General features: G+C 73.6%; 24 protein-coding genes. 11 read left to right on the top strand and 13 right to left on the bottom strand.

Features of this window, described 5'->3' with window-relative positions; translation table 11 throughout:
- Together VF825_RS10965 and VF825_RS10970 are read left to right on the top strand one after the other, a co-directional pair.
- Positions 1-290 (top strand): DUF4439 domain-containing protein (locus tag VF825_RS10965; RefSeq protein WP_331113134.1); only part of this gene is annotated, 290 nt, incomplete at its 5' end.
- Positions 287-1,207 carry an aminoglycoside phosphotransferase family protein gene (locus tag VF825_RS10970; protein WP_331113136.1) on the top strand — a complete coding sequence of 307 codons (921 nt, stop codon included), beginning with the start codon at positions 287-289 and terminating at the stop codon, positions 1,205-1,207. The genes VF825_RS10965 and VF825_RS10970, both read left to right, overlap by 4 nt.
- Here VF825_RS10970 and VF825_RS10975 read toward each other — a convergent pair.
- The 4 genes from VF825_RS10975 to VF825_RS10990 form a co-directional block, all read right to left on the bottom strand.
- A complete protein-coding gene (locus tag VF825_RS10975; protein WP_331113138.1) occupies positions 1,204-2,208 on the bottom strand; it encodes a DUF2891 family protein in 1,005 nt (334 codons plus the stop codon). The genes VF825_RS10970 and VF825_RS10975 overlap by 4 nt on opposite strands.
- Positions 2,205-3,179, bottom strand: a complete 975-nt coding sequence (locus VF825_RS10980; protein ID WP_331113140.1) for a DUF979 domain-containing protein — start codon at positions 3,177-3,179, stop codon at positions 2,205-2,207. Before VF825_RS10980 ends, VF825_RS10975 begins: the two co-directional genes overlap by 4 nt.
- Positions 3,176-3,895, bottom strand: coding sequence for a DUF969 domain-containing protein (locus VF825_RS10985; protein ID WP_331113142.1), 720 nt, complete (start codon positions 3,893-3,895; stop codon positions 3,176-3,178). Before VF825_RS10985 ends, VF825_RS10980 begins: the two co-directional genes overlap by 4 nt.
- A gap of 115 nt (positions 3,896-4,010) precedes the next feature.
- Positions 4,011-4,715 carry a GntR family transcriptional regulator gene (locus VF825_RS10990; protein WP_331113144.1) on the bottom strand — a complete coding sequence of 235 codons (705 nt, stop codon included), beginning with the start codon at positions 4,713-4,715 and terminating at the stop codon, positions 4,011-4,013.
- A 57-nt stretch (positions 4,716-4,772) separates the two neighbouring features.
- Here VF825_RS10990 and VF825_RS10995 point away from each other — a divergent pair, with 57 nt between their 5' ends.
- The 3 genes from VF825_RS10995 to VF825_RS11005 are packed head-to-tail and all read left to right on the top strand — an operon-like array spanning position 4,773 to position 7,052.
- A complete protein-coding gene (locus VF825_RS10995) occupies positions 4,773-5,546 on the top strand; it encodes a 5-oxoprolinase subunit PxpA (RefSeq protein ID WP_331113146.1) in 774 nt (257 codons plus the stop codon).
- Position 5,547: 1 nt separating this feature from the next.
- On the top strand, positions 5,548-6,168 hold the full coding sequence (locus tag VF825_RS11000) for an allophanate hydrolase subunit 1 (RefSeq protein ID WP_331113148.1): 621 nt from the start codon (positions 5,548-5,550) through the stop codon (positions 6,166-6,168).
- Positions 6,165-7,052: a biotin-dependent carboxyltransferase family protein gene (locus tag VF825_RS11005; protein ID WP_331113150.1), complete on the top strand. Its 888-nt coding sequence runs from the start codon at positions 6,165-6,167 to the stop codon at positions 7,050-7,052. The genes VF825_RS11000 and VF825_RS11005 overlap by 4 nt, the downstream gene beginning before the upstream one ends.
- Positions 7,053-7,086: 34 nt before the next feature.
- Here the strand turns inward: VF825_RS11005 and VF825_RS11010 are convergent, their stop codons facing one another.
- Together VF825_RS11010 and VF825_RS11015 are read right to left on the bottom strand one after the other, a co-directional pair.
- Positions 7,087-7,770, bottom strand: coding sequence for a response regulator (locus VF825_RS11010; RefSeq protein ID WP_331113152.1), 684 nt, complete (start codon positions 7,768-7,770; stop codon positions 7,087-7,089).
- Positions 7,767-9,356: a sensor histidine kinase gene (locus VF825_RS11015; protein WP_331113154.1), complete on the bottom strand. Its 1,590-nt coding sequence runs from the start codon at positions 9,354-9,356 to the stop codon at positions 7,767-7,769. Before VF825_RS11015 ends, VF825_RS11010 begins: the two co-directional genes overlap by 4 nt.
- Positions 9,357-9,501: 145 nt before the next feature.
- Between VF825_RS11015 and VF825_RS11020 the strand changes: the two genes are divergently transcribed.
- Positions 9,502-10,869: a cation:dicarboxylate symporter family transporter gene (locus VF825_RS11020; protein WP_331113156.1), complete on the top strand. Its 1,368-nt coding sequence runs from the start codon at positions 9,502-9,504 to the stop codon at positions 10,867-10,869.
- An 81-nt stretch (positions 10,870-10,950) separates the two neighbouring features.
- Positions 10,951-11,376, top strand: a complete 426-nt coding sequence (locus tag VF825_RS11025) for a TIGR03668 family PPOX class F420-dependent oxidoreductase (protein ID WP_331113159.1) — start codon at positions 10,951-10,953, stop codon at positions 11,374-11,376.
- Between the two features lie 69 nt (positions 11,377-11,445).
- On the opposite strand, the gene VF825_RS11030 is transcribed toward VF825_RS11025, so the two are convergent.
- Genes VF825_RS11030 through VF825_RS11040 form a run of 3 tightly spaced genes read right to left on the bottom strand, consistent with a single transcriptional unit; the run spans position 11,446 to position 13,179 of the window.
- Positions 11,446-12,363, bottom strand: a complete 918-nt coding sequence (locus VF825_RS11030; protein ID WP_331113161.1) for a hypothetical protein — start codon at positions 12,361-12,363, stop codon at positions 11,446-11,448.
- A gap of 4 nt (positions 12,364-12,367) precedes the next feature.
- The gene (locus tag VF825_RS11035; protein WP_331113163.1) at positions 12,368-13,012 is read right to left on the bottom strand and encodes a cytochrome b N-terminal domain-containing protein; all 645 of its coding nucleotides are present in this window, start codon (positions 13,010-13,012) and stop codon (positions 12,368-12,370) included.
- Positions 13,009-13,179 (bottom strand): hypothetical protein, encoded by a 171-nt coding sequence (locus VF825_RS11040; RefSeq protein ID WP_331113165.1) that lies wholly within the window; start codon positions 13,177-13,179, stop codon positions 13,009-13,011. The genes VF825_RS11035 and VF825_RS11040 overlap by 4 nt, the downstream gene beginning before the upstream one ends.
- A gap of 121 nt (positions 13,180-13,300) precedes the next feature.
- Between VF825_RS11040 and VF825_RS11045 the strand changes: the two genes are divergently transcribed.
- Complete coding sequence (locus VF825_RS11045; RefSeq protein WP_331113167.1) at positions 13,301-13,702, top strand: hypothetical protein; 402 nt, start codon at positions 13,301-13,303, stop codon at positions 13,700-13,702.
- Positions 13,703-13,830: 128 nt separating this feature from the next.
- On the opposite strand, the gene VF825_RS11050 is transcribed toward VF825_RS11045, so the two are convergent.
- The 4 genes from VF825_RS11050 to VF825_RS11065 all read right to left on the bottom strand — a co-directional run bounded on the left by VF825_RS11050 (position 13,831) and on the right by VF825_RS11065 (position 17,172).
- The gene (locus VF825_RS11050; protein ID WP_331113169.1) at positions 13,831-14,427 is read right to left on the bottom strand and encodes a rhodanese-like domain-containing protein; all 597 of its coding nucleotides are present in this window, start codon (positions 14,425-14,427) and stop codon (positions 13,831-13,833) included.
- A 68-nt stretch (positions 14,428-14,495) separates the two neighbouring features.
- Positions 14,496-15,329, bottom strand: coding sequence for a sulfite exporter TauE/SafE family protein (locus VF825_RS11055; protein ID WP_331113171.1), 834 nt, complete (start codon positions 15,327-15,329; stop codon positions 14,496-14,498).
- 104 nt (positions 15,330-15,433) lie between these two features.
- Positions 15,434-16,813: an MBL fold metallo-hydrolase gene (locus tag VF825_RS11060; protein WP_331113173.1), complete on the bottom strand. Its 1,380-nt coding sequence runs from the start codon at positions 16,811-16,813 to the stop codon at positions 15,434-15,436.
- 35 nt (positions 16,814-16,848) lie between these two features.
- Complete coding sequence (locus tag VF825_RS11065; RefSeq protein WP_331113175.1) at positions 16,849-17,172, bottom strand: rhodanese-like domain-containing protein; 324 nt, start codon at positions 17,170-17,172, stop codon at positions 16,849-16,851.
- A gap of 259 nt (positions 17,173-17,431) precedes the next feature.
- Between VF825_RS11065 and VF825_RS11070 the strand changes: the two genes are divergently transcribed.
- The 3 genes from VF825_RS11070 to VF825_RS11080 are packed head-to-tail and all read left to right on the top strand — an operon-like array spanning position 17,432 to position 19,429.
- Complete coding sequence (locus tag VF825_RS11070) at positions 17,432-17,842, top strand: DUF302 domain-containing protein (protein WP_331113177.1); 411 nt, start codon at positions 17,432-17,434, stop codon at positions 17,840-17,842.
- 32 nt (positions 17,843-17,874) lie between these two features.
- Positions 17,875-18,141 (top strand): metal-sensitive transcriptional regulator, encoded by a 267-nt coding sequence (locus tag VF825_RS11075; protein ID WP_331113179.1) that lies wholly within the window; start codon positions 17,875-17,877, stop codon positions 18,139-18,141.
- Positions 18,134-19,429 (top strand): MFS transporter, encoded by a 1,296-nt coding sequence (locus tag VF825_RS11080; protein WP_331113181.1) that lies wholly within the window; start codon positions 18,134-18,136, stop codon positions 19,427-19,429. The genes VF825_RS11075 and VF825_RS11080 overlap by 8 nt, the downstream gene beginning before the upstream one ends.

A 19,429-nucleotide genomic window follows, 5' to 3' on the forward strand; every position in this document is an offset into this window, starting at 1 on the left:
CACAGCTGCGCCACCGCGAGACGGCGCTGGTCACGCTGGCCGGGGACGCCGCGACACCGCCACCGCTCGGCTACCCGCTGCCGTCCCCGGTGACGACCCCCGCCGGCGCCCGCCGCCTGGCGGCCCACCTCGTGGCCGGGCTCCTGTCCACCCTGGCGGCCGAAACTCGCGGCGCCGCGGGCAACGAGCAGGCCCTGACCGGCCTGGTCCGCTGGACGGCCGAGACCGCGGTCCTCGGCACCAGGTGGGGCTCGCCGCTCGCGGCCTTCCCCGGCCTGAGTGCGCCGTGAGCGAGCTGGTCCCCGACGCCTTCCGCGCGGCTGTCGCCGGGCGAGCGGCCGAGGGCGACGGGGCCGGCGGCCCGGGCGAGGACGGCGACCGGTGGCTCCGCCGGCTGCCCCGGTTGGTCGGTGAGCTCCTGGAGCAGTGGCAGCTCGAGCCCGACGGGCCGAGCAGGCACGGGGTCTGCGCCCTCGTCGTCCCGGTGCGCCAGGCCCGCACCGAAGCCGTGCTCAAGGTGACCTGGCCCCACGACGAGGCCCGCTACGAGCACCTCGCCCTGCGGGCCTGGGACGGTGACGGCGCGGTCCGCCTGCTGGCCGCCGACCCGGCCCGCTGGGGCCTCCTGCTCGAACGGCTGGACGCCGACCGCGACCTGCACAGCCGCCCGCTGGACGAGGCCTGCGCGGTCGCCGGTGACCTGCTCTCCCACCTCGACCGGCCCGCCCTGCCGCAGCTGCCCCGCCTCTCGGACTGGGCGCGGACGCTGGTGGCGCAGCTCCCGGCCGGCCCCGAGGGCATCCCCCGCCGGTTCGTGGAGCAGGCCCGGTCGCTGGCCACGGACCTGGCCCAGGAGACCACCACCGACGCACGGCTGGTGCACACCGACCTGCACTACGCCAACGTGCTCGCCGCCGAGCGCACGCCGTGGCTGGCGATCGACCCCAAGCCGATGGCCGCCGACCCGGCATTCGCGGTCGCGCCGTTGCTGTGGAACCGCTGGGACGAGGTGGTCGCCAGCCACGACGCGCGCCGGCACCTGCGGCGTCGCCTGTCGCTGGTGTGCGAGCACGCCGGCCTCGACGAGGACCGCACCCGCGCGTGGACGCTGGTCCGTGAGGTCGAGCAGGCACGGTGGGCGGCTCGCTCCGACGACCCGGCGGGGCTGACCACCGCGGTGACGGTCATCAAGGCGATGGCCGACTAGGCCGGTCGGGCTCCCTCGGCCAGCAGGGCGAAGGAAACAAGCCAGTGCGTGGACATGAAGTCCCCGTTGATGATCTCCGCCTCGACCGCGCTCGCCTGGGTGTCGGCGGCGGCCAGCATCCGGGCCCGCCGGTCCGCGTCCGGGACCAGCGGGGCGAGCTCGCGCAGCTGCCAGGCGCGCGACAGGGCGAGCCCGAAGAGGTGCACCATCTGGCCGTCGGTCCGGTCGCGCACCTCCGGCACGGACAGCAGCGGGTCGCCGGCCGCCCCCAGCCCGGGCAGGAAGGCCTCCAGCCACGTCGACCGCTCCCCCGCGGGCAGGACGCGGCGCAGGAGGTCCGCCTCGCACAGTGCCGGGGAGAGGAAGTCGTTGCCGCTGGGCTCCCAGCACGCGGGGTAGGCCGTGTCGGCACCGAACCAGCCTCGCGCCGCGGCGGTGAGTGCGGCCACGACGTCGTCGCGGCCCAGCGCCGTGAACGCCTCGTGCATCAGGGCACACCCGAACGCGGTGTTGCTGTGCACGCCGTGCCGGACCGGGTGGGTCAGCCGGGGCAGCCAGGCGAGGACGAGGTCGGCGACCGCCTCGGCCAGCGGCGTGGTGGCCCGCGCCCAGGTGGTGGCGCGCGGGTGCGGGCAGTCGCGTGTGGCGGCGGCCAGCATCGCCGCCCACGCCCAGCCGTAGGGGCGCTCGAACGAGGGACGTTGCCGCAGATAGGCCGCCTCCGCCGCGCCCGCTCCGGGTGCCAGCCGGTCGTCGAGGACAGCCGCCAGCGCCTCGGTGGTGGCCGGGTCGAGCGGCCCGGCGGCCCCGGAGAGCATCCGCACCGCCGACCACTGCATGTGCGTCGAGGAGTGCCAGTCCAGGCTGCCGTGGAACGCCGGGTGCAGCCGCTGCGGGGTGACGTCCACGTCGTCCGACCCCAGCGAGCTGTGCGCGGCGTTGTAGGGCCACGGGGTGTCCAGGACGCGCAGGATCGTCTGCGCCCAGTCGCCGGCACTCATCGCGGGAAGGCGAAGACGGCCATGACCGCGACGTTGCACGCCAGCAGCGGGATGGCGGTGGGCACCTGTGCCTTGATCGGGCCGTAGGTGTCCTTGAGCTCGAGCAGCGCGGCCGGGACGAGGTTGAAGTTGGCGGCCATGGGCGTGCACAGCGTGCCGCAGAAGCCGGCGAGCATGCCGACCGCGAAGACCACCGCCGGCTGGCCGTGGAACTGCTGGACCAGCAGCGGCCAGCCGACCGCGGCGGTCATCACCGGGAAGGCGGCGAAGGCGTTGCCCATGATCATGGTGAACAGCGCCATGCCCACGCAGTAGACGGTGACGGCGGCGATGAGAGAGCCCTTGGGCAGGATGCCGTCGGTGATGCCCTTGACCGCGTCGCCGACGCCGGCCGCCTGGAACAGCAGGCCCAAGGTGGCCAGGAACTGCGGCAGGATCGCGGCCCAGCCGATGTGCCCGAGCAGGCGGTCGCCCTCCCGGAACGGCACGGCGACCGAACCGGGGCGGAACATCAGCATCGCGACCACGAGCGCGACCACGGCGGCGACGCCGAGGCCGATGACCGTGGCCGACCCCTTCTCCAGCAGCAGGCCGTCGCCGTACTTGACCTTGGCCAGCCATGCCCCGAAGACCACGGCCACCGCCGGGACGACGAGGGCGGGGATGAACAGCGTCGGCCCGAACCGGGTGGCCAGCCGCTCACGCTCGGCGTCGGTCGTGGTCCGCTCGGTGCCCTTGCGGGGCAGGCCGAAGCCGGCCAGGACGGCGAGGCCGATCACGGCCACGCCCTCGACCCAGGCCGGGCCGGCCCCGGCGGTGACGGCGCTGCCGTAGACGAAGGTGAACGCCAGCAGCGCCCAGAACGCCGCGCTGGCGTGCCGCCGCGGCGCCTCGCGGTCGGTGAGCCGCACGACCGCGACCACCAGGAAGAAGAAGGCGACCAGCCAGTAGAACCACTCGACCTTGATCATCGACCTGCTCCCGTCGTGACGGCGTCGGCGTCGCTGGTGGGGGCGCCCACCCCGGTCATGCGCCCCAGGCTGCGGTCCAGCCAGAGCATCCGGGCGCCGTGGATGAGCAGCGCGCAGATGGCGGTGGGGATGGCCCACAGCGCCACCTGCAGCGCGTCGAGCTTGAGGTGGTAGGTCGTGTCGACGAACCCGGTGATCAGCAGGATCGACCCGACCGCGACGAAGATGTCCTCGCCGAAGAACAGGCCCACGGTGTCCGCGGACGCGGCATACGAGCGGATCTTCTCCCGCATCGGCTCGCTGAGCGGGCCGTGGCGGCGCTCCGCGGCGGCCTCCGACATCGGCGCGACGATCGGCCGGACCGCCTGGGCCGGGCCGCCCACGGCCATGAGGCCCAGGGCGGCGGTGCCCTGCCGCACGAGCAGGTAGGCGGCGAGCAGCCGGCCCACGGTCATGCCGGCGAGCCGCGAGATCATCCGGCGGGCCTGGTGCTGCAGGCCGTAGCGCTCGATCAGGCCGATCACCGGCAGCACCACGATGAAGACGGTCACCGAGCGGGAGCCGGCGAAGCCGGTGCCGAAGGTGTCGAGGATCTTCATCGGGGTCATGCCGGAGATGAGTCCGGCCGTCACGCCGGCGACGGTGACCACGAGCATCGCGTTGAGTCTGAGGGCGAAGCCGACGACGACGACGGCTACCGCGAGCAGCACCCACATGGGCAGCACCTCGGGTTTCGGGTCAGCAGGAGCGTCCCCCTGCGGACGCACCCTTGATGGCCCGCCACCCTAGGAGTCGTTCAACAATCGCCACAAGGGGCACAGCCGACATTTCTCATGATCCGGAGAAATGGGACGCGTAGAGCTCGAGCAGGTGCGCCTCCGAGCCGAGCAGGTACTCCTCCAGCGCCACCGCGGCCCGGACCACCTCGCCGGCCGTCACGAGGTCGGCGATGCGCGCGTTGGCCTCCACGTAGCGCCCGTGCACCGAGCGGGGGTCGGCGACCACCACGAACAGCAGCCGCATCTCGGTCAGGATCGTGCGCAGGGTCCGGTCGAGCACCTCGTTGCCCGCCAGCGCGGCCAGGGCCAGGTGGAAGCGCCCGTTGGCGGTGCCGACGGCCTCGTAGTCGCCCCGCCGCGCCGCCACCCGGCCCTCCGCGGCAGCCTCCTCGACCTGGCCCACTGCTGCCGTCCAGCGGCGTTGCGCGACAAGCCGATCCGCGGTCTCCAGCGTGTCGACGCCTGCGCGGGCCACGGCCGCCTCCCGTACGGCGCCGACCTCGAGCAGCCGGCGGGTCTGGTAGAGCTGGCGCGCCTCCTCCAGCGACAGGTTGCGCACGAAAACCCCCCGGTTGGGCTCGTGCTCCACGACGTGCTCGTGCCCCAGCAGCCGGAACGCCTCCCGCAGGGTGTTGCGACTGACCTGCAGGCGGGCGCCCAGGCCGGCCTCGTCAAGCCGCTCGCCCGGGCGCAGCTCTCCCTCGAGGACGGCGGCGCGCAGGCGGTCGGCGGCACGGGACGCGGCGGACTCAGCCATCTCAGCTCCTGGGGTCGCACCTTGACACGGTGACGGGTTGTTGAACAATCTGGCGACATGGTGGACCAGAGGAGCGTGGATCTCAACGCCGACGTCGGCGAGTCGTTCGGCCGCTGGGAGCTCGGCGACGACGACGCCCTGCTGCACCTGGTCACCTCGGCCAACGTCGCCTGCGGGTTCCACGCCGGCGACCCGGCGACCCTCGTGGCCACGTGCTCGACCGCCGCCGAGCGCGGGGTGGCCGTGGGCGCGCAGGTGGGTTACGCCGACCTCGGCGGCTTCGGCCGGCGGTTCATCGACATGGCGCCCGAGGAGCTCTACGCCGACGTGCTCTACCAGCTCGGCGCCCTCGACGGCATCGCGCGCAGCCACGGGACGGCCGTCTCCTACGTCAAGCCGCACGGGGCGCTCTACAACGCCGTCGTCCACCACGAGGAGCAGGCCGCCGCCGTGGTCCGGGCGGTCGCCGCCTACGACCCCGCCCTGCCGCTGCTCGGCCTGCCCGGCTCTGTGCTGCTCGCCGCGGCCGCCGCGCGCGGGCTGCGCACCGTGCGCGAGGCGTTCGCCGACCGCGCCTACACCCCCGCCGGCACCCTGGTCTCCCGCCGCGAGCCCGGCGCCGTGATCCACGACCCCGCCGTCGTCGCCGAGCGCGTCGTGCGCATGGTCACCCTCGGCGAGGTCGAGGCGGTCGACGGCTCGGTCGTCACCCTCGAGGTCGACTCCGTGTGCGTCCACGGCGACTCCCCCGGCGCCGTGACCATCGCCCGGGCGGTCCGCGAGCGCCTCGACGCCGCCGGCGTGACCCTGCGCGCGTTCACCGGCGGCTGACGTGCGCTTCCTGCCGTGCGGCCTGGGCGCGGTCCTCGTCGAGCTCGACGACGCCGCCACGCGACGCCGTCTGGACGCGGCGCTGCGTGCCCACCCCCTCGCCGGCGTGCGGGAGCACGTGCCCGCCGCCAGGACCGTGCTGCTCGTGCTCGAGCCCGGCGCCGACGCCCGCGCGGTCACGGCCCGGGTGCGCTCCCTGCCCCTGGCCGAGGACACCCACGCCGGCGACGAGGCCGAGCCGCTCGAGGTGCCGGTGCGCTACGACGGCGAGGACCTCGCGGAGGTGGCCGCCACGCTCGGGATGTCACCCACGGAGGTGGTCACCCGGCATACCGGGCAGGTCTGGACCGTCGAGTTCTGTGGTTTTGCACCGGGATTCGGCTACCTCACCGGCGAGGCCGATGATCTCGCCGTCCCCCGGCGCCGCGACCCCCGGCCGCGCATCCCGGCCGGCGCGGTGGCACTGGCGGACCAGTACACCGGCGTCTACCCCCGCTCCTCCCCCGGCGGCTGGCAGCTCATCGGCACCACCTCGGTGGCCATGTGGGACACCACCCGGCCGACGCCCGCCCTGCTCACGCCCGGCACGACGGTGCGCTTCGTCGACGAGGGCCGCGCATGAGCCGCCGCGCCCTGACCGTCGAGCGGGTCGGCCCGCTGGCCCTGCTGCAGGACCTCGGCCGCCCGGGGCACGCCCACCTCGGCGTCAGCCCCAGCGGCGCTGCCGACCGCGGGTCGCTGCGCACGGCGAACCGGCTCGTGGGCAACGTCGACGGCGCCCTGGCCGTCGAGGTGCTCGCCGGCGGCCTCGCCCTGCGCGCGACCGCCGACGTCACCGTCGCGGTCACCGGAGCGCCGCTGCTGGTCCAGGTGGACGACCGCGCGGTGGACTTCTGCGCCCCCGCCTTCGTCCCGGCCGGGTCGCTGCTGCGCCTCGGTATGCCGGCCACGGGCCTGCGCAGCTACCTCGCCGTCCGGGGCGGGCTCGCGGCGGAGCAGGTGTTCGGCAGTGGCAGTCGCGACACCCTCTCCGGCATCGGCCCGGAGCCGCTGGCCGTGGGCTCGGCGCTGCACGTCGCCGACGCCGCTCCCGTGGCGGCCCTGCGCAGCTCGGACGTGCCGCGGCTGCACGGCGCCAGCCCCGGCGGCCTCGTGGTCCGCGCCGTGCCCGGGCCCCGCGACGACTGGTTCGGGCCCCCCGGCGCCCGCGTCCTGACCGGCGTCTGCTGGACGGTCACCGGTGACAGCGACCGCGTCGGCGTGCGCCTGTCCGGACCGGTGCTCGAACGGCACCGGCACGAGGAGCTGGCCAGCGAGGGGGTGCTGCGCGGCGCCGTGCAGGTGCCGCCCTCCGGGCAGCCGCTGGTGTTCCTCGCCGACCACCCGACGACCGGCGGCTACCCGGTGGTCGCCGTGGTGTTCGAGGAGGACTGCGACCTGCTGGCCCAGGCCCGCCCGGGCGAGAGCGTCCGGGTCGAGCTGGTGCGCGGGCCCGAGCTCGGCTGACCGTCGCGGCCGGCAGACCAACCCGACACCCGGGTCAACCTCCCCAGCGGTACTCCACCTCGGGACGTCCCGGCCCGGCATAGCGCGACCGGCGCAGCGCGAGCCCGCTGTCGCCGAGGTGCTCCAGGTAGCGGCGTGCCGTCACCCGCGACATGCCCAGGCGCTCGGCGACCTCGCTGGCCGACGCCCCGGACGGCGACTCCCGCAGCACCCGCGCCACCTCGGCCAGTGACTCCCCGGCGATGCCCTTGGGCAGGTGGGCCGGGCCTCCGGCGCGCAGGCCGCCGAGCATCTGGTCGAGGTCGTGCTGCGTGGCCAGCGACCCGGCCGTGTCGACGTGGCTGCGGTAGTCCCGGTACCGCTCGAGCCGCTCGCGCAGGGAGGCGAAGGCGAACGGCTTGAGCAGGTACTGCACCACGCCCATCGAGACGGCGTTGCGGACCGTCGGCAGGTCGCGGGCGGACGTGACCGCGATGACGTCGGCCCGGTGGCCGGCGGCCCGCATGGCCCGGACGACGTCGAGCCCGGCGATGTCGGGCAGGTGCATGTCGAGCAGCACCAGGTCCACCGGCCGGTCGCCCAGCACCTGCAACGCGGCCTGGCCGGTCCGCGCGGTGCCCACCACGACGAACCCCGGCACGCGGCCGACGTAGGTGGTGTGGGCATCGGCGGCCACCTGCTCGTCCTCGACCACCAGCACCCGCAGATCGGCACTCACGCGTCCTCCCCCACCGTCGCCGGGAGCCGGACGACGAACGTCGCCCCGGGCGGTCCCTCCACCGACAGGGTGCCGCCGAGCCGCAGCACGGACTGCCGCACGAGCGCGAGGCCCAGGCCCCGGCCGCCGGGGCCGCCGCCGGCCTTGGTCGACCAGCCGCGGGCGAACGCGCGCTCGAGGTCCTCCGGCGGCAGGCCCGGCCCGGTGTCGCTGACGGTCAGCACCGCACAGCCGTCCTGCCAGTCGGTGGCCACCCGGACTCGACGCGGGCCGGGCTGGCCGGAGACGGCCTCGAGCGCGTTGTCGACGAGGTTGCCGACGATGGTCACCAGGTCCCGCGAGGGGACCACTCCCTCGGGCAGGCCGCTGCCCTCGACCTCCAGCTCGACGCCCCGCTCGCCGGCCTGCGCGGCCTTGCCGAGCAGCAGGGCCGCGAGCGCCGGCTCCTGGACCGAGGCGACCACCTCGTCGGTGAGCCGCTGCGACACGGCCAGCTCACCGGTCGCGAACGTCAGCGCCTCGTCCGAGCGGCCGAGCTCGATCAGCGACACCACGGTGTGCAGCCGGTTGGCCGACTCGTGGGCCTGTGAGCGCAGCGCCTCGGCCAGCCCGCGCGCCGAGTCCAGCTCGCCGGTGAGCGCCTCCAGGTCGGTGCGGTCGCGCAGGGTCGTCACCGTTCCGAGGTCGCGTCCCTGCCAGCTGGCGCGGGCCTGGTTGAGCACCAGGACCCGGGCGTCGGTGACGTGCAGCTCGTCCTCGCGCGGCTCCCCCGACGCCAGCGTCGCGGTCAGGCTCGGGGCCAGCCCGACCTCGGTGACCGGCCGGCCGACGACCGACCCGGGCAGCGAGAGCAGTCGCCGCGCCTCGTCGTTGACCAGGCGCACCCGCCCGGCGCCGTCGATGAGCAGCAGGCCCTCGCGCACCGAGTGCAGCACCGCGTCGTAGTACTCGGCCATCTCCTGCAGCTCGGCCGCGCCCAGCCCTCCGGTCTGCCGGCGCAGCCTGCGGGCGACCAGCCAGCTGCCCGTGCCGAAGAGCACCGCCGCCAGGGCTGCCGCCACGAGCAGCTCGGGCAGCTGGGAGGCCACGGCGGCGGCGACCGCCGTCTGCCGGATCCCCACCGACACCAGGCCCGTGACCGCGCCGGTGCCGTCGCGCACCGGCACCACCGCGCGGACCGACGGGCCCAGCGTGCCGGTGTAGGTCTCGGTGAGATCGTGCCCCGCGGCCGCGGCGGCGATGTGCCCGATGAACTGCCGCCCGATCTGCCGCGGATCCGGGTGCGTCCACCGCCGTCCGGTGGGGCTCATCACCACGACGAAGTCGGTGCCGGTGGCGCGCTGCACCCGCACGGCCAGCGGCTGCAGCGTGCGGGTGGGGTCGGCCGTGCCCACCGCCTGCACGACCAGCGGGGTGGCCGCGACCGTGTGCGCCACCGCCAGCACCCGGGACGTGGCCTGCTGCTCGCCGGCGTGGCTCGCCTGCACGTAGGCGCCTGCCAGCCCGCCGGCCAGCACCAGCACGGCCACCAGCACCTGTGCGGCGAAGATCTGGGCCGCCAGGCTCCACCGGCGCGGGCTGGTCACGGCGCTGCCGGAGCGCGGCCCATGACCCGGGCCACGAACTCAATGAACACAACGGTGACCCTAGCCACCGACCCGGCGCACCCTCGACCCCGACACGTCCGACCCCGGTGGCCACACGGCATACCGGGTCTGCCCGGGAGGAAGCATGTCCAGCACCCCCTCAGCGCCGACCGCGCCGGTCACCGGCCGGCGGCGCGACAGAACCCACTGGCTCTACGTCGCGGTGATCGTCGCCGTGGTCCTCGGCGTGGTCGTGGGGCTCGTCGCCCCCGACTTCGCGGTGGGCCTGAAGCCGATCGGCACCGGCTTCGTGAACCTCGTCAAGATGATGATCACCCCGGTCATCTTCTGCACGATCGTGCTCGGCGTCGGCTCGATCCGGAAGGCGACCCAGGTCGGCAAGGTCGGCGGGCTGGCGATCGGCTACTTCCTCGTGATGTCGACCGTCGCCCTCGCCATCGGCCTGGTCGTCGGCAACCTCATCCACCCCGGGTCGGGGCTGCACCTGACCAAGGCCCTGGCCGCCACCGGGCACAAGCAGGTCAGCGGTGAGGCCGGCACGACCACCGACTTCATCCTCGGGATCATCCCCACCACGCTGTTCTCCTCCCTCACCGAGGGGCAGGTGCTGCAGGCGCTGTTCGTCGCCCTGCTGGTCGGCTTCGCGATCCAGTCCCTCGGCGCGAAGGGGGCACCCGCCCTCGCCGCGGTCGAGAGCCTGCAGAAGGTCGTCTTCCGGGTGCTCGCCATGGTCATGTGGGCAGCCCCTGTCGGCGCGTTCGGCGCCATGGCCGCGCTCGTCGGGGCGACCGGCGCCAAGGCGCTGGTCTCCCTGGCCCAGGTCATGCTCGGCTTCTACGCCACCTGCGCGATCTTCGTGATCGTGGTGCTGGGCACCCTGCTGCGCCTGGTCGCCGGCGTCTCGATCTTCCGGCTGCTGCGCTACCTCGGCCGCGAGTTCCTGCTGATCCTGTCCACGTCGTCCTCGGAGACCGCGCTGCCGCGGCTGATCGCCAAGATGGAGCACCTGGGCATCTCCCGCCCCGTCGTCGGCATCACCGTGCCCACCGGCTACTCCTTCAACCTCGACGGCACCGCGATCTACCTGACCATGGCGTCGCTGTTCGTCGCCGACGCGCTCGGCAAGCCCATGTCGATCGGCGAGCAGGTCTCGCTGCTGGTGTTCATGGTCATCGCCTCCAAGGGCGCGGCCGGGGTCACCGGCGCCGGGCTGGCCACGCTGGCCGGCGGCCTGCAGTCGCACCGGCCCGACCTGGTCGACGGCGTCGGCATCATCGTCGGCATCGACCGCTTCATGTCCGAGGCCCGGGCGCTGACCAACTTCGCCGGCAACGCCGTGGCCACGGTGCTCATCGGCACGTGGACCGGGGAGATCGACAAGGGCCGCGCCGAGGAGGTCCTCAGCGGCCTGGTCCCGTTCGACGAGACCGCCGCCGACGACCACGGCGGCGACCCGGACCCCGACCGCGAGCGCGAGCTCGCCACCGTCTGAACCACCCAGCCAGGTATGCCGCGCCCCTCACCGGGGGCGCGGCATACCTGCTGTCCGGGGCGGGGCTGGGAGGCTGGGGGTGTGCGCCTGGACGAGTCGGAGTGTCGCGAGCGGTTCGGCGCCGCCCGCCGGGTGGTGCTGGGCACCTGCGGGGCGGACCGGCAGCCGCACCTCGTGCCGGTGACCTTCGCCCTGGTCGGTGACGTCGTGGTGAGCGCGGTGGACCACAAGCCCAAGACGACGACCCGGCTGCGCCGGCTGGCGAACATCGTCGAGAACCCTTCCGTCTCCTTGCTGCTCGACCACTACGAGGACGACTGGGACCGGCTGTGGTGGGTGCGCGCGGACGCCCGCGCAACGGTGGTCGCGGACGGACCGCAGTGGTCGCAGGCCATCGCGTGGCTCGTCGCGCGCTACCCCGCGTACGCCGCCAGACCTCCGACCGGCCCGGTGGTCCGTGCGGAGGTCACGCGCTGGTCGGGCTGGGCATCCGGCCCCAGGACATGACGGCGGTCGCGACGGTGGATCCGTCGCGACCGCAACGGTCGTGGTGCCACGACCGCCGTCACGGCGAGGTCAGCGCAGCGGGTGGGCCCGGTAGTGCCGACGCCAGATGAGGCGGTAGACCCCGAGGTACTTCGGCAGCGAGCGCAGCCCCGGGATGAACGGCAGCAGGAGCAGGGCCAGCGACAGGATCGCCATCAGCGCCCAGACCTGGGCGTCGGCGTTGTCGGAGGTGGAGAACGGCGGCACCTGGTACCAGAAGGTGTAGAGCCACAACCACGGCTGACCGGGGTAGTTGCCGGTCTCGTTCATCATCCCCCACTGGTCACCGCCGAGGTTGCGGGCGCGGGCCTGGTCCTCCAGGTAGCTCCCGTCGGCGAGCAGCAGCAAGGACTTCGTCGAGTTGCCGCCGTAGAACCCGGGCTCGGCCAGCACGCCGTCGAGCCCACCGGCCTGGGCCTGCTGCAGGTAGGCCGTGGTCAGGACGGGCACCGGGCCGTAGCTGCCACGTGCGACCGCTGCGGGGTTGCCGTCGGGAGCCTTGCCCAGCGCGTCGGAGTATGCCGTGGCCCACTTCGTCTGCTGGTCCGCGGAAGCGTTCCGCCACGTGGCCAGGGCCAGGCTCAGCAGCGGGCTGCCCTGCAGCTGGGACAGTGGCGTGATGACCAGGTCGTTGGCCGAGTTCACCGGGGTGGTCACCCCGGCCCACTGCTGCAGCTTGAGCGGGCCAAGGGTCTGGCCGACGGCGTTGGAGTTGTACGGCGGACCGTAGGTCGCGCTCCCGGAGGTGCCGGCGAGCTCGGCCGTGGCGGTGGCGACGACGTCGTTGGGCGTCTGCTTGGCCCAGCTCTGCAACGTGATCGCCTTCTCGTCCGGCGAGGAGAAGATGGCCGCCAGGCCCACCGTCAGCAGCGCCACCACCGCAAGGGCGATGACGAACTCCTTGACCAGGTCGTAGGGCCGGGTCGGCTTGATCGCGATGGCGGTCATGACCTCAGTCCTCCTCGCCGATCGGGGCGACGACGCCGTGCCGGCGCACCAGCACCAGGTGCAGGACGGTGATGACACCGACCACGAGGGGCAGCAGCACGACGTGCCACAGCAGCATCTGGCCCGGGTTGAGCACGTTGAAGTACGCCCCGACACCGACGGAGTTCAGCCCGTCCTTGGCCTGCGTGCCGATCCACTGGGAGTCGAAGTTGCTCTGCACGAGGTAGCCGGTGAAGGCGGTGCCGATCGAGCCGAGGAAGCAGACCACGCCGGTCATCCACGTCAGCGCGCGGTGGCCGCGCCAGGCCGCCATGAAGAACTTGCCCCAGAGGTGGATCACCATGAATGCGAAGAACAGCTCGACGCTCCACAGGTGCAGCGAGTTCACGTAGTGGCCCAGTCCTGAGGTGTGCCACCAGACCGAGCCTCCGATGGCGAGCAGGCCACCCGTGACGAGCACGACGACGAACGCCGCCAGCGTCAGCACGCCGAAGACGTAGATGGCAGAGGCGACGTAGGCCGGCTGGCGGTCCGGGAGCGCCTGTCCCGGCGGCACCGTGCGCGAGATCCGCCCGCGCAGCCTGGCGGTCCAGCTCGGCCGTTCGGTGTCACCACCGACGCGGGCGAGCCTGCCGTCGGCCGTGGTCACTGCTGGTCCTCGGTCTCGTAGCGCTCGGGGTGGCGCCCGAGCGGCAGGAGGACTGCGGCAGCGAAGATGACGAGCATCAGTCCGATGACCACCAGGTTGGCCACGGAGATCTGGACCCACCCCCAGTGGACGTAGGTTCCGGCAGTATCAGCCGCGAGGGCGCTCACCATGGGACACCTCCAGTTGGTCCGGTCCCCCTCAGTGGACCGCCCGGCCGTGGGGCGGGACAGGGACCAAGGACACCGACCGCAGGGCCCTCACGCCCTCGCGGTCGTGTTGGATGGCGGGATGGTGCCCTTTGACCTTGATGTCCTCCGCCTGACGCTCCACGTGCTCGCCGCGACGGTGTGGGTCGGCGGACAGATCGTGCTGGCCGCGCTCGTCGGGCCCCTGCGCCGCGCAGCGCCGGCCACCACCTCGGTCGCAGCCAACGCCTTCGCCCGCGTGGCATGGCCGGCGTTCGCCGTCCTGCTGATCACCGGCATGTGGAACCTGGCCGTCGAGCACACCCAGGGCAAGCACCCCGGCGCGCTGGTCGTGAAGCTCGTCCTGGTCGCCCTGTCCGGCCTCGGTGCCGCACTGCACACCGCGGCGAAGACCCCTGCGGCGCGGGGAGTCTGGGGTGCGGTCGGCCTCCTCGGCGCGCTCGGCGCCGTGTTCATGGGTGTCGCCATCACCGAGGCCGGCTGACGGCCAACGACGACGCCAACGGCAGGCACAGGAGCTCGACGTCGTCGCCCGGACATGGAGACGCCACGGACCCTGGCCGGCTCCCGCAGGGGTCGGTGCCGGTTGGGTCCGTGGCGCCGTTCCGGGGCTCAGGCGGCCGGGTGGTCAGCCAGAGCGGTCAGGACGCTGTCCAGGTCGGTGGTGCTGTCCTGGTTGTACGGCAGCCGGGACAGGAGCATGCCCATGGCGCAGCTGTTGGTCACGGCGGCGAACGCCAGACCGCCGCCGACGGCGCCGGACAACCACCTGGCCGGCGGCCACACGATGCTGGCGAGCACACCGCCGAGGACGAGCGAGCCGGCGACGAGGCGCACCTGGCGCTCGAGGTCCCAGCGCGCGCGGCCGCGGATGAGCGGCGCTCCGGCCTGCTCCCAGGCGAGGACCCCGCCGTCCAGGACGTGCAGGTTCGGCAGTCCGACCTCGGCCAGCAGGGTCTCGGCCTGGCCGGCGCGGGCGCCCGAGCGGCAGATCAGGACGACGTCCTGGTCGAGGTGGTCACGCAGCTCGTGGCGGTGCTCGCGCAGCAGGTCCAGGGGGACGTTGTAGGAACCGGCGACGTGGCTCGAGGAGAACTCGGCCGGGGACCGGACATCGAGCACGCGGGGAGCCTCCTTCGTGGCCATCCAGTCGCGCAGCTCCTCGGGGGTGATGCGGGTGGGCTTGGTGCGGGTGGGGGCGAGGGTCATGTGTAGTTGCTGTTCCTGTCGTTGCGGTGGTGCGGGCTGGGCGTGTTCGGTCGGGAGCCCAGTCATGGTCAAAGGAGCTGGGGCACGCTGCGGGCTGCCGTGTAGAGGGCCACGAGGACGAGCAGCACGGTGAAGGCTCGCGACAGCGTCCGCGGTGGGACCCGTGAGGCGACGCGACCGCCGAGGACGCTGCCGACGATGGCGGCCAGGGTGAACGTGCCCAGCAGGACCCAGTCCAGGTGCATCCCCTGCCCGGCCCGGGCCAGGAGCGCCGAGGCGCTGTTGACGGCGATGACCAGCAGCGAGGTGCCCACCGCCACCGGCATGGCGAAGCCGAGGGCGAGCACGAGGGCGGGGACGACGGCGAACCCGCCGCCGACGCCGAAGAACCCGGTCAGCAGGCCCACCGCGGTGGCGGTGACCAGCACCCGGAGGGCGCGGGTCCGGTCGATCCGCAGCGGCGCGAAGGACACGACCGGGGTCTGCGACACGTCCACGGCGCCTGTCGCGGCGTCCGTCGCGGTGTCCGCCGGGGTGTGCCGGGAGCCGCGGCTCCGGGCGTACATGACGGTCGCCACGACGAGCATGAGCGCCGAGAAGGCGGTGAGCAGCACGTTCGGCGGGACGCTGGCGGACAGGCGTGAGCCGACCCAGGAGCCCGCGACGCCGAGCACGCCGAAGACCAGCCCCTGGGCGACGCGGACGCGTCCTTCGCGGGCATGCGCAGCCAGCCCGGCCAGGGCGGTGACACCGACGATGAGCAGCGAGCCGGTGGTGGCGCTCCTGGTGTCCTGGCCCAGCAGGTAGACCAGGGCCGGGACGGTCAGGATCGAACCGCCGCCGCCGAGGGCGCCGAGACTGAGGCCGATGAGCAGGCCGATGGGGATGGCCAGGGCAAGCACGAGAAGTATCTCCGTCCGTGGGGTTACGCGGGCGCGGGCGGCGGTCGACTCGGGACCGCCGAGGGAGCCGGCATCGCGGGAGGACGCCGGCTCCCCTGCGCGGGTCAGCCGACGGAGACGCGCTGCTGGGCGGTCACGATGGGCAGGCCGGCGGACGCAGCCTGCTCCTCGAAGGAGTCGTCGACCGCCACCACGTGGTGGCCGGCGCGGGCCAGGATCGACGTGGCGATGGAGGCGCGGTAACCGCCGGCGCAGTGCACCCAGAGCTCACCGTCGGGGACCTCGTCCAGCCGGTCGAGGAGCTCGTGCAGCGGGATGCTCACCGCACCGTCGATGTGGGCCTCGTCCCACTCCGGGGTGCGCCGCACGTCCACGACGGCGACAGCGCGGTGGTGGCGCACCTGGGCGAGGTCGGCGAACGTCGCGGTCCGGAAGCTGCCGAGCGGCTCGTCGGTCCACTGCTCCGGGGAGCCGGTGGCGGACGCCTCGGGACGGTCGATGCCGATGCGGACCAGCTCCCGCTGGGCCTCGGCCACCTGCTCGGGGGTCTCCCCGAGCAGCGTCACGGGGGTGCCCCACGGGATGAGCCAGCCGAGGTAGGTGGCGAGCTGTCCGTCGACACCGAAGTTGAAGGTGCCGCGGACGTGCCCGGCGGCGAACGCGGTCCGGTTGCGCAGGTCCACGAGCCACTCCCCCGCCTCGAGCCGGCGGCGCAGCTCGTCCTTGTCGGCGGTCGTGGGGGCGCTCAGGTCGGCCGCATCCGGTCCGGCGGCGTTGGCCGGGCCCATGTGGGCGTAGTAGGCAGGCCAGGCGTCGAGGGCGCCGAGCAGCTCATCGACCCACTCCTGCTCGGCCTGGGTCAGGGCAGGGTTGGTGCGCTTCTCCTGGCCGATCGTCGAGGACGTCGCCTCGGACTGGGTGGCCGAGCAGAAGCTGCCGAAGCCGTGCGTGGGCAGCACCTGTGCCTGCTCGGGCAGCTCGGCGGCCAGCCGGTTCGCCGAGTGGTACTGGTGGTGCACCAGCGCCTGGGTGTGCTCCGGGCCGAGCAGGTCCGGGCGGCCGGTGGAGCCGAACAGCAGCGACCCGCCGGAGAAGACCCCGACCTGCTCGCCGTCGGCCTCCAGGGCATAGGACAGGTGGGTGTAGGTGTGCCCGGGGGTGGCGATGACGCGGACCCGCAGCGCCGGGCTCACCTCGACCACGTCGCCGTCGCGGACCGGGACGCGGTCGTAGGAGACGTCGTCGTCCGCGTTCACGTGGTATGCCGCGCCGGTCACCTTCGCCAGGGCCAGGCCGCCGGTGACGTAGTCGTTGTGGAGGTGCGTCTCGAACACGTGGGTGATCCGCACACCCGCCTCGTGCACCACGTCGAGGACGCGGTCGAGGTCGCGCTGGGGGTCGACGACGAGGGCAACCTCGCCGTCGTGGGCGACGTAGCTGCGGTCCCCCAGGGTCGGGGTGTCGATCGGGATGATGGTCACCATCAGGTGAACGTCCTTTCGGGGAGGTCGGGGAGGGGTCAGGCGGCGTGCGGGCGGGCGCCGCGGACCACCGGGCGGCCGGCACGCGCCCAGGCGGCGGTGCCGCCGGCGACGGAGTAGGCGTCGAACCCCGCGCGCTCGAGCAGGCTGGTCATGGACTTGCTGCGGTTTCCGCTGGCGCAGATCACGTAGAGCGGCACGCCGCGCGGCACCTCGCCGAGGCGGGCAGCGAGCTGGCTCATCGGCAGCAGGACGGCTCCGGGCACGTGGCCGCCGACGTACTCACCCGGCTCACGCACGTCCACGACGAAGGCGCCGTCCGCGTGGGCGGCAGCGAACTCCTCGGGGGTCACTTCACGCATGGTCTCTGGCTCCTCACTCACAGACTAGGTCATACCCCAGGGGGTATCTGACCGTCGGCAACGCTAGCCCCCGGCGGCGTCATTCCCCAACCCGCACCGGCCGGCTGTGACATACCCCACCGGGTATGTGGACCGGGCGTTCAGGAACACCCTCGGTGGATGCTCGGTTGATACCCCCGTGGGTATATTTGCCCTCAGGAGGTCGCGCCACCGCCGACCGCGTCCTGAAACCCCCTCCAACCCTGAACCGGAGCTCACCGTGACGTCCTACGCGATCAGCACCACCGTCGACCAGCCATTCGAGACGGTGCTGGAGGCCACCCGCGGCGCCCTGGCCGAGCAGGGGTTCGGCGTCCTGACCGAGATCGACATCCGGGCCACGATGAAGGCCAAGCTCGACGTCGACGTGGAGCCGCAGGTCATCCTCGGAGCCTGCCGCCCGCCCCTGGCGCACGCTGCCCTCCAGGCCGAGCCGTCGATCGGGCTGCTGCTGCCCTGCAACGTCGTCGTGCGTTCGATCGGTCCCGCCGCGACGTTGGTCGAGGCGCTGGACCCCGAGACCATGGTGGCCCTGACCGGCAACGAGGCACTGGCCCCGGTCGCCCACGAGGCCACGGCCCGGCTCACGGCCGCACTGGACACCCTCAGCGCATCGCCCGCGCGCGCCTGACCCCCACGACCCGACAGACCCGAGGAGCACCCATGGTCGAGCTCAACCCGGACGAGATGGCCCCCGTCCTCAACCGCCTGCGCCGCGCCCAGGGCCAGCTCGGCGGCGTGCTGCGGATGATCGAGGAGGGCCGCGACTGCCAGGACGTCGTGACCCAGCTCGCCGCGGTCAACCGTGCCCTCGACCGGGCCGGCTTCGCGATCATCTCCAGCGGGCTCAAGCAGTGCCTGGCCGACCCCGACAGCGCCGACTCGATGGACACCGAGGCGCTGGAGAAGCTCTTCCTGTCCCTTGCCTGAGTCCACGCTGCACCGGTCGACGACCCGGCCGCTGGCCCTCGGGCTGCGCGCCAACGCGGCCCAGTTCAGCCTTCTCGTCGCGGTGAACGCCCTGGTGGGCGGGATGCTGGGGCAGGAGCGCACGGTGCTGCCGCTGCTGGCCACGCGCACCTTCCACCTCACGGCCTACACCGCAGCCCTCACCTACATCCTCGCGTTCGGCGCGTCCAAGGCGGCGACGAACTATGTCGCCGGGGCGTGGTCGGACCGCTACGGGCGCAAGCCAGTGCTCGTGGCCGGGTGGCTGGTCGCCGTGCCGGTGCCGCTGCTGCTGATCTGGGCACCGAGCTGGGGCTTGATCGTCGCCGCCAACGTGCTGCTGGGCATCAGCCAGGGCCTGACCTGGTCGACCACGGTGATCATGAAGATCGACCTCGTCGGCCCGGCCCGGCGCGGGTTCGCGATGGGCCTGAACGAGGCTGCCGGCTACGGCGCGCTGGCCGTCACCGCCCTGGCCACCGGTTACCTGGCCCAGGCCTTCGGGCTGCGCCCGGCACCGTTCCTGCTGGGCATCGCCTTCGCCGCGCTCGGCCTGGGGCTGTCCACCGTGTTCGTGCGGGAGACCCGCGGTCACGCCCGCCTCGAGGCGGCCAGCCACGTGGCCCGCGCCGACGGTCGGCACGACCACCTGCACGACGAGCTCAGCGACGCCCAGGTGTTCACCCAGACCAGCTTCCGCGAGCCCGCGCTGTCCTCGGCCAGCCAGGCCGGGCTGGTCAACAACCTCAACGACGGCCTGGCATGGGGGCTGTTCCCCGTCCTGTTCGCCGCCACCGGCATGTCCGTCGCGCGCATCGGGGTGCTGGCGGCCCTCTACCCCGCGGTGTGGGGCCTCGGGCAGCTGTTCACGGGAGCCCTGTCCGACCGGTGGGGACGCAAGTGGCTCATCGCCGGAGGCATGTGGCTGCAGGCCCTCGCCCTGGCGATGGTCGCCGTCGGCGACACCTTCGCCCTGTGGGCGGTCGCCGCGGTCCTGCTCGGCGCCGGCACCGCGATGGTCTACCCGACCCTCCTGGCCTCCATCGGCGACGTCGCCCACCCTGCCTGGCGCGCCCGCTCGGTCGGGATCTACCGGCTCTGGCGTGACGGTGGCTTCGCCGTGGGGGCGCTGCTGGCCGGCGTCGTCGCGGATGCGCTCGGCGTGCGCGCCGCTGTCTGGGTGGTCGCCGGCCTCACCGCCGTCTCCGGCCTCGTGGTGGCGGTGCGGATGTACGAGACCCACCAGCGGACGAGGGTCGAGCAGGCCTGA

It is taken from the genome of Oryzihumus sp., from assembly GCF_036391795.1.
Classification (GTDB): domain Bacteria; phylum Actinomycetota; class Actinomycetes; order Actinomycetales; family Dermatophilaceae; genus Oryzihumus.